The sequence below is a fragment of the Flavobacterium sp. genome, from assembly GCF_031411595.1.
Classification (GTDB): Bacteria; Bacteroidota; Bacteroidia; order Flavobacteriales; family Flavobacteriaceae; genus Flavobacterium.
In genome coordinates, this window is record NZ_JANOBI010000035.1 from 115019 (window position 1) to 128370 (window position 13352).

The 13352-nt window shown below is 37.0% G+C and carries 13 protein-coding genes; 9 read left to right on the top strand and 4 right to left on the bottom strand.

All coding sequences use genetic code 11. From position 1 onward, the window contains the following. Nucleotides 1–56 precede the first annotated feature (56 nt). Complete coding sequence (locus RMO03_RS08260; protein WP_309641621.1) at nt 57–506, top strand: SET domain-containing protein; 450 nt, start codon at nt 57–59, stop codon at nt 504–506. Here RMO03_RS08260 and menD read toward each other — a convergent pair. Then, a complete protein-coding gene (gene menD, locus RMO03_RS08265; RefSeq protein WP_309641622.1) occupies nt 490–2151 on the bottom strand; it encodes a 2-succinyl-5-enolpyruvyl-6-hydroxy-3-cyclohexene-1-carboxylic-acid synthase in 1662 nt (553 codons plus the stop codon). The two genes, RMO03_RS08260 and menD, sit on opposite strands and share 17 nt — an antisense overlap. Before the next feature lie 128 nt (nt 2152–2279). Here menD and RMO03_RS08270 point away from each other — a divergent pair, with 128 nt between their 5' ends. Then, nucleotides 2280–3479, top strand: coding sequence for a thioredoxin fold domain-containing protein (locus tag RMO03_RS08270; RefSeq protein WP_309641623.1), 1200 nt, complete (start codon nt 2280–2282; stop codon nt 3477–3479). Continuing rightward, nucleotides 3479–3979 carry an N-acetyltransferase family protein gene (locus RMO03_RS08275; protein WP_309641743.1) on the top strand — a complete coding sequence of 167 codons (501 nt, stop codon included), beginning with the start codon at nt 3479–3481 and terminating at the stop codon, nt 3977–3979. The genes RMO03_RS08270 and RMO03_RS08275 overlap by 1 nt, the downstream gene beginning before the upstream one ends. A gap of 81 nt (nt 3980–4060) precedes the next feature. Here RMO03_RS08275 and RMO03_RS08280 read toward each other — a convergent pair whose 3' ends face one another. Together RMO03_RS08280 and RMO03_RS08285 are read right to left on the bottom strand one after the other, a co-directional pair. Beyond that, nucleotides 4061–4363, bottom strand: coding sequence for a hypothetical protein (locus RMO03_RS08280; protein ID WP_309641624.1), 303 nt, complete (start codon nt 4361–4363; stop codon nt 4061–4063). Nucleotide 4364: 1 nt separating this feature from the next. After that, on the bottom strand, nt 4365–4943 hold the full coding sequence (locus RMO03_RS08285; protein WP_309641625.1) for a glutathione peroxidase: 579 nt from the start codon (nt 4941–4943) through the stop codon (nt 4365–4367). A gap of 676 nt (nt 4944–5619) precedes the next feature. Between RMO03_RS08285 and RMO03_RS08290 the strand changes: the two genes are divergently transcribed. Then, nucleotides 5620–6153 carry a sigma-70 family RNA polymerase sigma factor gene (locus tag RMO03_RS08290; protein WP_309641626.1) on the top strand — a complete coding sequence of 178 codons (534 nt, stop codon included), beginning with the start codon at nt 5620–5622 and terminating at the stop codon, nt 6151–6153. Further along, nucleotides 6153–6938 (top strand): anti-sigma factor, encoded by a 786-nt coding sequence (locus RMO03_RS08295; RefSeq protein WP_309641627.1) that lies wholly within the window; start codon nt 6153–6155, stop codon nt 6936–6938. Before RMO03_RS08290 ends, RMO03_RS08295 begins: the two co-directional genes overlap by 1 nt. Before the next feature lie 147 nt (nt 6939–7085). Here RMO03_RS08295 and ccsA read toward each other — a convergent pair whose 3' ends face one another. Then, the gene (ccsA, locus tag RMO03_RS08300) at nt 7086–10226 is read right to left on the bottom strand and encodes a cytochrome c biogenesis protein CcsA (protein ID WP_309641628.1); all 3141 of its coding nucleotides are present in this window, start codon (nt 10224–10226) and stop codon (nt 7086–7088) included. Between the two features lie 164 nt (nt 10227–10390). Between ccsA and RMO03_RS08305 the strand changes: the two genes are divergently transcribed. From RMO03_RS08305 to RMO03_RS08320, 4 genes are read left to right on the top strand one after another with little or no spacing between them, the layout of a single operon-like run. Next, the gene (locus tag RMO03_RS08305; protein ID WP_309641629.1) at nt 10391–11140 is read left to right on the top strand and encodes a DUF2520 domain-containing protein; all 750 of its coding nucleotides are present in this window, start codon (nt 10391–10393) and stop codon (nt 11138–11140) included. After that, nucleotides 11133–11660 (top strand): HAD-IIIA family hydrolase, encoded by a 528-nt coding sequence (locus tag RMO03_RS08310; RefSeq protein WP_309641630.1) that lies wholly within the window; start codon nt 11133–11135, stop codon nt 11658–11660. Before RMO03_RS08305 ends, RMO03_RS08310 begins: the two co-directional genes overlap by 8 nt. Nucleotides 11661–11692: 32 nt before the next feature. Next, on the top strand, nt 11693–12622 hold the full coding sequence (locus tag RMO03_RS08315; protein WP_309641631.1) for a geranylgeranylglycerol-phosphate geranylgeranyltransferase: 930 nt from the start codon (nt 11693–11695) through the stop codon (nt 12620–12622). Then, entirely contained in the window at nt 12615–13196 is a 582-nt protein-coding gene (locus tag RMO03_RS08320) for a Maf-like protein (protein ID WP_309641632.1), read from the top strand. The genes RMO03_RS08315 and RMO03_RS08320 overlap by 8 nt, the downstream gene beginning before the upstream one ends. Nucleotides 13197–13352: the final 156 nt, after the last annotated feature.

Consider the following 13352-nt stretch of genomic DNA (forward strand, 5'->3'; position numbering starts at 1 on the left):
CTATTTTTGAAAACCAAATGCAGTTCTATTTAATGCTTTTAGGTTAAATCAAAAAAATGCTCACTTCAAAAAAGTCAACCGATTCCAACCAAATAGATGCTCCCGAATCGGATTATTTGTATACCGCTGTTTCGCAACTTCCTAACGCCGGAAACGGGCTTTTCACAGCGATTGACATCTATAAAGATGAAATTATTGCTGTTTTTAATGGTGAAATTTTAACCGATGTGGCAGCAACTTCCAAAGCAAAAAAAGGCGAAAATGCTTATTTCATGAATTTAATCAATGGGAAAATATTAGACTGTCAATCTACGAATGGTTTTGCTAAGTATGCCAATGATGCGAATGGTTTTGCGCAATCGAGTTTTAAAAACAAATCTAAAATAGCGTTAGATGAAGGCAATAACGTTTGTCTGATTGCCACTTCAAAAATCAAAATGGGTGAAGAAATTTTCTGCAGTTATGGGAGAAAATATTGGAAAGCACGCGCTAAACCAATTCTTTAAAATATTGCAGTAAAATTTTATCGTTCTCTAGTGTTGGTGTGAAAACTTCTAAAATCGCTGGTTTTTCATTTTGTGCAAACAAGGCAGTCAATCCGGTTTTCAAACTATCAACATTGCTGGCTATCGTATATTCAAAACCATACATTTTAGCCAAATGCTCCGCTGTCAAACAATGTGAAGTTTCAAAAAAAGTATTGAACACTTTGGTTTCCTGATGTCCAGGTAAAATTCTGAAAATACCACCGCCACCATTATTAATCAAAATGATTTTAAAATTCTTTGGAATGTATTGATTCCACAAAGCGTTGCTGTCGTATAAAAATCCAATATCACCGGTAATTAATGTCGTTTGCTTTGAATTTCCAACCGCTGCACCTATTGCAGTTGATGTACTTCCATCGATGCCACTTGTGCCTCGATTGCAAAATACTGAGATACTCGGATCGATATCGAATAGCAATGCATAGCGAATCGCCGAACTATTGCTCAATTGCAAAACAGATTGTTTGGGTAAACTGGCCAACGCCAATTCAAAAACTTTCAAATCAGAAAAGGCCACTTTATCCAAATATTTCATATGTTTCACTTCACGAGCATTTTTAATACGCTGCATGGTCTGTGCATAATCACTTTTTACGGTTTTGGTGAACGGTAAAATTTGATGAAAAAAATCATTCGGGTTGGCTTCAAAATGATGCGCTAAAGAACCAAAAGTATTGTATGCACGCAACGGATCGATGTGCCAATGGTGTTCGGGACGGTGTGTTCGCAACAATGCTTTGATTCGTTTCGACACAATCATGCCACCAAAAGTGATTAAAATTTCAGGTTGAAAAGCCAGAAATTCTTTTTCTTTAAAAGGGGTAATGAATGTATCAATATGGTTTAAAAACGAAGCATGATGCACGTTCGATGTAGCTTCTGTCATCACAACAACCGACGGATCATTCGCTAAAATGTCGATGGTTTCTTGTTCTATTTCATTGGGTTCATTGACACCAATCAGTATCAATTTTCTCTTGGCCGAATTCCAAATGTTCGTGCAAGCGATAATATCTTCTATCGAAATATTTTTATAAACTTTTGCAAAAGCAGAAATTGTCGGATCAACGGTGGGCTTTCGAATCAACTGATAAAGTGGTTCTTCAAATGGCGCATTGATATGCGTTGGGCCTTTTCGTGTATGCGCTGTCGTAATCGCTTCATTGATTTTAAAATCATTCTCGTCGGTTTCGCCTTCCGTCAAATTGGCGTTATATAACGAATGACTTTGAAGTACATTCATCTGACGAATGGTTTGTCCGTCGCCAATATCAATTTTATTAAAAGGTCGATCCGCAGAAATCACAATCAATGGAATCTGGCTATAGAACGCTTCCGCAAAGGCTGGATAATAATTCAATATCGCAGAACCCGATGTGCAAACAACCGCCACCGGCTTATTGATTTGTTGCGCAATACCCATTGCGAAAAATGCGGCACAACGTTCGTCAGCTATACTATAACAAGTAAATTCGGGATTGCTTACAAAACCTAAAGTTAGTGGTGCGTTCCGAGAACCCGGAGAAATTACGATTTGTGTGACACCTTTAGCCAAACAAATTTGGATAATACTTTGCGCTAAAGGTATTTTTGGATACTGCATTCTTTATAAAGTGAGAAGCAAATTTACAACATAGTCATTAATTTAGCACTTCTTTAAGACCTAAATTCTAAAAAAAGCCAATATATTTGTTAGCATTAAATCATTATTCTATTTGAAATTTGCACCAAATGAAAATTAAGTTATCGTTTATATTTACGCTTCTTGCATTGGTTTTAGTGGCAAATTTGAGTGCTCAAAATAAAATTCAATTTGATGAAAGCGGCTACCAATCGGTGTTGCAACGTTCTAAAAAAGAACACAAACCTATATTTTATATGTTGTATGCGACTTGGTGCGCGCATTGCAATAAAATGAAAAGCGAAGTTTTTACCGATACTTTGGTGGTGAATTTCATCAATAAAAATTTCATTCCGGCTTGGCAAGATGCCGAAAAAGGCGAAGGCGACTTCTTCAAAAAGAAATTTGGTATTCGGTTTTACCCGACTTTTCTTTTTCTCAATGAAGATGGGAAAGAATTGTATAATACGAGTGGAGAATTCAAATCCGATACCTTTGTCAGCGAAGCGAAAAATGCTTTGGTTAAAGAAAAACAATTGGTGTATTTAGAGCAAGAATTCTTAGCCGATGTCAGCAATTCTGATAAATGTTTGGCCTATCTGTCAGCGTTAAACAAAGGGCGAGATCGAACATTATTGTCGCCGATTGCGCAACAATATTTGGCTACACAAAGTGAATCGCAATTGGTCAGCAATACGAATTGGAAAATTATTGCCAATGGCGTTACTGATATTCAATCGCGCGAATTTCAATATGTTTTAACACATCAAGCAGCATTTGAAGCCGTTGCATCACCGAAACGTGTGCAGCGCAAAATAGAAAATATCGTCACCGAATTATTAACGCTACCAGTAGAATTCAGAGATACGATTGACTATACCAAAAAACGCATGATTGCTGAGACCATTCACACCCGAAAAAATGATTCGCTGTTGTTTGATTTCGATATACGCATTGCGGAGAAAACAATGAATTGGAAAAAATACAAAGCCATTACACAAAAATCAACAGACGAATTTGCTTTAAAAGATGCGAAAACACTTAAAGATATTGCGTCCAATTATTTAAAACACATAGCCGATACCGCCAGTTTGAAATACGCGATTCGATGGACACAACAGGCATTAACGCTCAGTGATACTTACGATATACAAATCTTATTGGCCAAATTATATCAAAAAAACAAAGACTACAAAGAAGCACTGGAATGGGCTAATAAAGCCAAAGCCAAGAATGAATCTTTGGGTTGGAAGACTAAAGATGCCGACGATTTGTTGGTGGAGTTGAGCCAGAAACAAACTTCCAAATGATGAGTGCCATAACAAGAAAAGCCACTTTGGAAGATGTTCCTACAATCTTAGCCATTGTCAATCACGCTATTCTGCATACAACTTCAAATTATTTGTATGAAGCACAATCTTTAGCCACACAAATCAAATGGTTTGAAGACAAGCAAGCTAAAAACTTCCCAATCATTGTGGCTATTGATCATGAAAAAGTCATTGGTTTCGGCACTTACGGCACTTTCAGAGAAAAAATTGGATACCAATATACGGTCGAACATTCTGTATATGTTGCCGAAGAATATATAGGAAAAGGTATTGGCACTTTACTACTTACCGAACTCATCAGACTTGCGAAATCCGAAGGTTATCACGTTATGGTTGGCGGTATTGATGCTGCGAATCTAGACAGCATTGCGTTTCATAAAAAATTTGGGTTTACAGAAAGTGGGGTTTTAAAAGAAGTCGGTTTTAAGTTTGACCAATGGCTTGATTTGCAGTTCATGCAGTTGATTTTGAAAAATTAACCGCAAGGAGCGCAAAGGTTTTTACAATCCTAAATTCCATAGCGAACTTAGCGGAAAACTTTGCGAGCCTTGCGGTTAAAGCTATTCAATAAAATTAAACGTAACCAACATCGTAATCACAAAAAGAAAGAAAAGCCCTAAAAGGAAAACGATATCAGCGACTTTCTCAAACCTTTGAATCGATTGATTAATACTCCGAATCGATAAATAAGAAAACACACAACTCGTCAGAAACATAATAATCGCAAATGAAGTCAATTCATCGATAATCGAACCTTCACTGAATTTATTGACTTTCAACGACGTCAAAACCACAAAGCACAAACCCAACAATGTCGCGGAAGTGTTGAGTATGTGTGGGATTTTCTTTTTGTTTTTCTTCATTTTAACTTTGAATCCATTTGGCAATCGAAGCATCGCTTGGCAATGTTTGCGGTTTGATCACTTGCTCTAACTCGCCTTTTTCGTTGATTAAATATTTTTGAAAATTCCATTCTACTTCAGAATCCTGCAAACCGTTTTTAGATTTTTGCGTTAAGAATTGATACAACGGATGCATGTCATCACCTTTGACGGAAATTTTGCTCATCATGGGAAATGTCACGCCATAATTCAATTCACAAAAACTGCTGATTTCAGCATTCGTTCCGGGTTCTTGTTGTCCGAAGTTGTTGGCAGGAAAGCCTACAATCACAAAATTCTGGTCTTTGTATTTTTTGTATAATGCTTCGAGTTCTTTGTATTGCGGTGTCAATCCACATTTGGATGCGGTGTTGACAATGAGTATTTTTTTCCCTTTCAAGGTATTGAAATCGAAAGTTTTGCCTGATAAATCTTCGACTTTAAACTGATAAATGTTCTGTTTTTCCATAGCTTTTGCAGTTGAATTGGATTGTTTTTTGGGTTGACCTTGGCAGTTCAAAAATAACAATGAACTGATTGCCATTAAAAATAATGTTTTCATGAGTAAATTTTTTCCTAAAATTAATTAAAAACCATCACAACTGCGAAGTACTTTTCATAAAGTTATATTAAACTGTTGTCGGTTAGGGCGTGACCACAAGGGTCGGGCTTTCGCACTCGCTTTTTTGCGTCGAACGCCGTCACAAAAAGAGCTCAGACAGTTGCTCAAATGCGGAGCATTCACTGAACACCTATGAAAATATTAGCCAGTGAAGTAATCCCTCACGCGGCATTCCTGGTACCAGATTGCCCTAGCCCCGATAGAAGGGAAAATCCTTGGCATTGGGAGATTGCCGCGCAAGCTCGCAATGACAAGATTGGAATGATAGCGGGAAATAGCTCCTAACAAACAACCCACAACCCTTCAAAAACAGAAAGCCCAAGAATAAGGCATCCTCGAGCTTTCATCAAACACAATAAAACAAACAAAACACAATCTTAACGGTTATCCTTTTTATAATTCAATCTTAGGTTTTAGCATGCTACTTCACTTTGGTGCAAATCGGGTTTGGTATTGATTTTAGATTGATATCATCTTTGCTGTTTTTTAAGATACGTTATCAATGCCGTTTCGGTTTTATGAATCGCAACATTATTGTTGAACATTTCATAATTTTAACAACAGTAATAGATGCATTCAAAACTTTGTTTAGATTTGTGTTTCTAAAACAAACACTATGACTCAAGAAGAAGTTTTAATTTTGTTGCACAACAAAGAAGAAAAAGGATACACCATGTTGTATGATATGTATTCGAAGAGCCTTTTTGCCGTGATTTCAAATTTGATTAAAGACCGCGAAGAAGCCGAAGATGTATTGCAAGAAGTCTTTATCAAAATCTGGAAAAACATCGACAGTTATTCTGAATCGAAAGGCAGATTTTATACTTGGATTATCAATATAGCGCGCAATTCGGCGATTGATAAGCTTCGTTCGAAAGGTTACAACAACAGTCAGAAAAACCTCTCGGCTGATAATTTCGTACATCTACTCGACGACAGCAACAGGCTGACTCAAAAAATTGACACGATTGGAATTCAAGAATTTGTAAAGAAGCTTAAACCTAAATGTATTGCATTAATTGACTTATTGTTTTTTAAAGGATACACACAACAAGAAGCTTCGGAAGAATTAGCGATTCCGTTAGGAACAGTGAAAACGCAAAACAGAAATTGTATTAATGATTTAAGAACTTTTTTAAAAATAGTATAATGACCCCAAACGACTATATAGAATCAGGTGATTTAGAGCTTTATGTTTACGGCTTGCTCAGCGAAAGCGAAAGCGAAGAAATAGCGAAAATAGCTAAAAAACATAAGGAAATCGATAACGAAATTATTGCGATTGAAAAAGCAATTGTCAATATTTCTACGAGTTTTTCTCCGTTTTTATCGGTAGAAAACTTTGAAAAAATCAAAGCCAAATTGGATTTGAAATACAGTAAAGTCATCCCAATGGAAACACAGAACAACAGGTTCCGTTATTTGGGTTGGGCTGCAGCCGCAGTTTTATTGATAGGCATTGGTTATGAGTATACGAACCTCAATAAAACGCAAATGCAAGTCGTAACTGTAGAAGGCGAAAAAGTAAAATTGGAAGAAGCGTTGGTCAATTCGGAAATCAAATACAAACAAACCCAAGATGCTTTAGCAGTGGTTCGTGATGTGAAAAACACCGTGGTGACTTTGGGCGGACAAGCGGTTTCCCCAACATCTTATGCCAAAGTGTATTACAACAAAGAAACCCAAGTCGTTTATGTTGATGCCGCTGGCTTACCGGAACCACCGGAAGGAAAAGTGTATCAAGTTTGGGCTTTAAAATTGAATCCGTTAACGCCAACCAGTATTGGTTTGTTGGATGATTTTTCAAAGGACAGTCAAAGATTATTTGCAGTTAGTAAAGCCAATGGCGCTGAAGCTTTCGGAATTACTTTAGAACCTGCAGGCGGAAGTGTTTCTCCAACGATGGAGCAATTGTATACTTTAGGAAAAGTGTAGTTCAATTAATCATTAAAAATAAAAAAAGGTTCCATTTGCAGTGGAACCTTTTTTTGTGGAATATATTTTCTTTGCGCCTTTGCGTCTTTGCGAGCCATAAAATTTAATTTCTCGCAAAGACGCAGAGTCGCAAAGTTTTAAATAATACTATTTTTTCTTCCAATACTTTCGATAACTTAAATACGAGAATAAGCCTAAAGCTGCTACGCAAGCTACTGAATAATATACGAAAGTTGGCGTAACCACTTTGTCTCCACTCGCGTAAGAATGCATTCCTGTTAGGTAGAAATTCACTCCAAAATACGTCATCATAATCGAATAGAATGCAATGACACTCATCAGATTGAAAACCCATTTGCCGCGAAGACTTGGTACAAATCTCGCGTGAATCACAAACGCATAAATCATGATGCTGATTAAAGCCCAAGTTTCTTTCGGATCCCAACCCCAATATCTTCCCCAACTTTCATTGGCCCATTGCCCGCCGAGGAAATTTCCAATGGTGAGCATTACCAAACCAATGGTTAAAGCCATTTCGTTGATGTAGGTGATTTCTTTGATGTTCAAATCCATTTTGACTTTGTTCTTTTCGTTGGTGAAAAGCATCAAAATTAATGACACAACACCCAATACCATTCCCAATGTAAATGGTCCGTAACTCGCGACAATCACGGCAACGTGAATCATGAGCCAATACGAATTCAAAACCGGTTGTAAGTTTGCAATCGATGGATCCATCCAATTCCAATGCGCAATCATCAAGATCATCGAAGCCACGAAAGTTCCGGAAGCGACCGTCAATTTTGATTTGATATCGAAAGCCAATGTAAAAAACATCGTGGCCCAAGCTACATAAATCATACTTTCATAAGCATCGCTCCAAGGTGCATGTCCGGAAATATACCAACGTGCAATCAATCCGGCAGTATGCAATAAAAACAAAACGCCAATCAAAATATGGAAACCATTGATGATGATGCGGATCGCTTTCTTTTCAAAAAAGATGTTGACAATCGTGAAGAGCAGCATCAGAAGGCCCGTCAGCATATACAAATAGTAGAGTTTCTTGAAAATATCGTATTTGTTGTATGTGATTTCAGAATCGATTTTTTGCTCGCTCGGACGCACGGCTTTCCCAAATTTCTTCTGGTAATTTTCGATGCTTTGCAAAAAGAAATTCGCATTAACGTAATTTTTCCTGATCGTCGCACTGTCGAGAGCACTCATATATAAAGGAAGAATGTTCTTGGTGAAAGTAGAATCGATGCCGTGAATGTTCGCGTGATCGAGTTCGAGGTAAGAAATCCATTTGTTGTTTTCATCGTTTGGAATCGGGAAAATTTTCAAAATCGCACCGCTTAAAGCTGAATTGAGCAAATTGACTTTTCTGTCGGTTTCAATGAAATCTGTCTGAAATTTATTAGGCGTGGCGGCTTTATAGGATTCATCGAGATAAGACGTGAGTTTATAATTGCCCTTGTCGTCGAAGAACTTGATGAAAGGCGCATATTTTTCATCTGCTTTAAGACCGATGATTTTGCGGATGCTGTCGTTTCCGCTATTAATATAAATCAGCGGCACTTCAAACCAAACTCTCGGAAATTGAACCATCGAAAGAAAAACCTGATCGGAATTCATGTTTTTATAAGTATCGCTTTTGCTGACTTTGCGCAACAATTCCGATGAAAAAGTATTCACGGGTTTCATACGTCCGCCTTCATCCTGCACGACCAATCTTCCGAATTTTGCAGCGTGCGCTTCATTGACTTTATATCGCGTGAGCAACGAATCGATTTGCTGCATCGTTGGTGCGCTGTTCATATGATTTTGTGAAAATACATTACAACTCAGAAACAATAACAAAATAGAAATCAGTTTGGCTTTTTTAGATTTTACGACTTCTAGTTTGCGCTTGATATCGGCGAAACGCGAATGCTTCGTAAACAGAATCGCCATCAATGCGAAGAACAGCATGAAGTAACCGCAATACGTAATGCATGTTCCCCAGAAATCATGGTTCACCGAAAGCACCGTTCCTTTTTCATCAGGGTCGAAAGACGATTGGAAAAAACGATAACCGCCGAAATCTAAAATGTGGTTCATAAAAATGCGCGCGTCGGTGGTTTTGGCTTTATCAATAACTGTGACCTGACTTTCAAAAGCGGCGTAACTTTTCTCCGTTCCAGGATATTTGGTCGCGATGAAATCGTTGAGTTTGATTTGAAACGGCAATTCGTACACTTTGCTGCCAAAACTTACTGTAAAATCTAATTTTCCTAAAGTGAAAACTTGCGGTTCGCCAGCTTTACCTTTTGAACCTAACAAAGTAATTTCCTTTTCTTTTCCCTGCGATTTCACTATTAAAATTAAGGCGTCATCGTGTTTTTTTGCTTTAAAATCATTGTTCGATTTGTAGACTTTAAAACCTTTCATCGCAGCTTCGGGAAAAACAAATTGACTGCCGCCAACATTATACAATGAACGTAGCATCAGAGCTTGTGTCGAATCTTTGATGACCTTGCCTTGCATTTTGTCAGCCATGCGCATAAACTGTCCGTCGAATGGCGTTTGAATCGTGTATTCGGTTCCTGTTGTGTTGATGTTGACAGCGCCTTTTACGAATTTATTTAGGCTAAAAAGCGTGTTGTGAATATTTTCGATTTGGCCTTCTTTGAGGTAATGTTCGTGTCGAGAGCCGTCTCCTGATTCTACCATTTTGATGTAAACACTTCCTTTTGCATCGGCTTTAATGGCTTCGGTTGCGCCCATCAAGTAGTTTTTATAAGTAATCTCAAAAGGAATGTCGGCGAATTCATTATCGATAGAAAAGTCATTGTTTGTAACCGGTGAAAGCAATAATGGGTTTTCGAAAACCCTGCGTTTCATTTCCCCTTTATGCTCGCCATCAACGAAAACCGTTAGGAATGTTTTATCAGAATAGACTTTGTTTTCTGTAGCGCCTTCGCGAATTGGCATCATGCCTTCGTAGCTGATGTATCGCGTAATTGCTGCGCCGATAATGATAAAAATGAAAGACAAATGCAATAGTAATGTTGCCCATTTTTCTTTTTTATGCAGTTGGTATCTTTTGATATTTCCCAGAAAATTGATTAGAAAAAACAAATGAATCGCTTCGAACCATTTGGTGTTGTAGATCAGTATTCTCGCGGTGTCGGTGTTGTATTCGTTTTCGATGAATGTTCCCGTTGCCATCGCGACTGCATAAGCCAGAAACAGAAAAGCCATCAATCGTGTAGAAAATAAAAAGGAAAGTATCTTTTTTTCCATTAGGTTGGAATTAGTATATTAAAAAGTCACGCAAAAGTAGGTAAAAATGTTGATTATCAAATTCGATTTTATTAGGTTTTAAGGGATATTTAAGATTTGATGAAGGCTGATTACAAATTGATTTTAATTGCTGAAAAATAAACTTTTTTCGATAATTTTGCCGCATGATTAGAGTCAGTATTATTGGTTCCGGGAATGTGGCGCAACACTTGGTTTCAGCTTTTATGAAAACCGATGCAGTTGAATTGGTTCAAGTACTGGCAAGACATCCGGAGCATCTTAAACAACTTTTAGATTCAAGTCAAATCATTTCCGATTACCATCAATTGCAAGAAGCAGATTTGTATATTATTGCAGTTACTGACAATGCGATTGCGGAAGTTTCCAAACAAATTCCATTCAGTAAATTAGTGGCTCATACATCGGGAAGTATTGCTATGAATGTGCTGTCGGATCATCATCGTAAAGCGGTTTTTTATCCATTACAAACATTCACCAAAAACAAACCAGTTGATTTTAGTCGCATTCCGATTGGTTTGGAAAGTGAGCATGCTTCAGATTTTGAGATCATCAAACAAGTGGCAAGCGCTATTTCAGATCATGTTTTTGCAATCGATTCAGCACAACGAAAAGCATTGCATGTTGCGGCAGTGTTCGTCAATAATTTCACGAATCATTTGTATCAGATTGGTGCTGATATTTGCAACGAACATCAATTGCCATTCGATATTTTAAAACCATTGATTGAAGAAACAACTGCAAAAATAATGGTACTTTCGCCAGCGGAAGCGCAAACCGGTCCGGCAAAAAGAAAAGACCAACAAACGATTGAAGCGCATTTAGCGATATTAAATGATGCGAATCAAAAAGCGATTTATACTTTATTGACCCAATCCATTCAAAAGCATGAATAAGAATTATAAAGAAATACTTAATCAAATTACAACATTTATTTTAGATGTAGACGGCGTGTTGACTGACAGTTCCGTGCATGTTACGCCAACCGGTGAAATGTTGCGCATTATGAATATCCGTGATGGATTTGCGATCAAAGCCGCTTTGGAAAGTGGTTATAACGTTTGCATTATTTCGGGTGGAAACAATGAAGGCGTGCGGATTCGTTTGAGAAATTTGGGTGTGACCGACATTCATTTAGCGTCGCCTAACAAAGTCGAAACTTTCAAAGAATATATAGAATTGTATAGTATCAAACCTGAAGAAGTCTTATATATGGGCGATGATATTCCTGATTATCATGTGATGCAATTGGTGGGTTTGCCTACTTGTCCGCAAGATGCAAGTCCGGAAATTAAAGCGATTTCTAAATACATTTCACATAAAAATGGTGGTCGTGGCGCTGTGCGTGAAGTCATTGAACAAGTGATGAAAGTGCAAGGGAAATGGCATTTGTACTACGATGGCAAGCACGATTAAATTCTAATTTACAAATATTCATTATAAAACTCATGCTTTCATTTTTTAAACTCATTCGCTACCACAATCTTTTAATGTTGGCGTTTATGCAATTGCTTTTTAGATATGCTTTCCTCAAATGGCAAGATGTTCCTTTGTCTTTGGCCGATTGGCAATACTTATTATTGGTACTCTCGACCGTTTTGATTGCTGCCGGCGGTTATGTGATTAATGATATTTTTGATCAAGATACCGATTCTGAAAACAAGCCCAATCGTATGATTGTAGGTAATAAAATCTCAGAAGCTGCGGCTTATAATATTTATGTAGCCTTGAATATCACTGGTGTTGGCATTGGTTTTTATTTATCGAATGTGATTCAGAAACCCGGATTTGCAACCATTTTTATTCTCATTGCTGCAATGTTGTATTTGTATGCAACGAGTTTGAAGCAAACGCTTTTAATCGGCAACGTCATTGTGGCTTTATTACTTTCGTTTAGTGTGGTCATTATTGGGATTTACGATTTGTATCCTGCGACTTATGAAGGCAATCAAAAGCAAATGGCAGTGCTTTTTTCGATATTGTTGGATTATGCCATTTTTGCATTCATGATTAATTTTATTAGGGAAATTGTAAAGGATTTAGAAGATGTCAACGGCGATTATAATCAAGGTATGAATACGCTGCCGATTGTTTTGGGCGTTCAAAGAACTTCGCGTGTGGTGTTTGTGCTGAGTTTTATTCCGTTGTTGGTTTTGTTGTATTATACTAATGAATATTTTGCTTCGAGCAATTTATACTTAACGATGCTATACACTTTATTGTGTGTTGTTGGTCCACTACTCTATTTTACGATTAAATCTTGGTCGGCTAAGAGCCAAAAAGACTTTCATCATTTGAGTAGTGTTTTAAAATTCGTGTTGTTGTTTGGAATTATATCGATTGCTGTTGTTGCTTACAATATAAAAAATCATGCTTAGAGAAAAACTCAAAAACTATAAAGTGATACTCGCTTCCGGTTCGCCACGACGTCAACAATTCTTCAAAGATTTAGATATTGATTTTGAAATTCGTTTGAAAGAAATTGAAGAAATTTATCCGCCAAACCTTACTCAAGAAGACATAACTGATTATTTAGCGGTGCTTAAAAGTGATGCTTTTGAAGGAACATTAGCCGACAATGAAATTTTGATTACCAGCGATACCATTGTTTGGCATGAAAATAAAGCCTTAGGAAAACCTAAAGATTATGAAGATGCTTTTGCGATGTTACAATCATTATCCAATAAAACCCATTTGGTGATTACATCGGTTTGTTTTAAAACGAAACACAAAACAGAAGTCATTTCAGAAGTTACCAAAGTCACGATGCATCCGTTATCAGATGCTGTAATTGAGTATTACTTAAACCAATACCAACCCTACGACAAAGCCGGAAGCTATGGCATCCAGGAATGGATTGGCTATATTGGTGTTGCTAAAATTGAAGGCTCTTATCCGAATGTGATGGGTTTGCCGATCGATAAAGTCTACCAATATCTTATACAATTATAAAATTGTAATAAAAAACTTAGTTATTCAATGATCTAAATTAATTTTGCCTATATTTAATTGTAATTAAAATGTATTATTTTTTGTAATACTAAAACTACTTTTTATATAAAAATATGTATTTAATCGATATTTTTTTACACTTTATCTATTTTATTG

Bases quoted from the DNA above. Each gene is read 5' to 3' on its own strand.
- RMO03_RS08260 (WP_309641621.1), top strand. From the start codon at position 57: ATGCTCACTTCAAAAAAGTCAACCGATTCCAACCAAATAGATGCTCCC.
- menD (WP_309641622.1), bottom strand. From the start codon at position 2,151: ATGCAGTATCCAAAAATACCTTTAGCGCAAAGTATTATCCAAATTTGT.
- RMO03_RS08270 (WP_309641623.1), top strand. From the start codon at position 2,280: ATGAAAATTAAGTTATCGTTTATATTTACGCTTCTTGCATTGGTTTTA.
- RMO03_RS08275 (WP_309641743.1), top strand. From the start codon at position 3,479: ATGAGTGCCATAACAAGAAAAGCCACTTTGGAAGATGTTCCTACAATC.
- RMO03_RS08280 (WP_309641624.1), bottom strand. From the start codon at position 4,363: ATGAAGAAAAACAAAAAGAAAATCCCACACATACTCAACACTTCCGCG.
- RMO03_RS08285 (WP_309641625.1), bottom strand. From the start codon at position 4,943: ATGAAAACATTATTTTTAATGGCAATCAGTTCATTGTTATTTTTGAAC.
- RMO03_RS08290 (WP_309641626.1), top strand. From the start codon at position 5,620: ATGACTCAAGAAGAAGTTTTAATTTTGTTGCACAACAAAGAAGAAAAA.
- RMO03_RS08295 (WP_309641627.1), top strand. From the start codon at position 6,153: ATGACCCCAAACGACTATATAGAATCAGGTGATTTAGAGCTTTATGTT.
- ccsA (WP_309641628.1), bottom strand. From the start codon at position 10,226: ATGGAAAAAAAGATACTTTCCTTTTTATTTTCTACACGATTGATGGCT.
- RMO03_RS08305 (WP_309641629.1), top strand. From the start codon at position 10,391: ATGATTAGAGTCAGTATTATTGGTTCCGGGAATGTGGCGCAACACTTG.
- RMO03_RS08310 (WP_309641630.1), top strand. From the start codon at position 11,133: ATGAATAAGAATTATAAAGAAATACTTAATCAAATTACAACATTTATT.
- RMO03_RS08315 (WP_309641631.1), top strand. From the start codon at position 11,693: ATGCTTTCATTTTTTAAACTCATTCGCTACCACAATCTTTTAATGTTG.
- RMO03_RS08320 (WP_309641632.1), top strand. From the start codon at position 12,615: ATGCTTAGAGAAAAACTCAAAAACTATAAAGTGATACTCGCTTCCGGT.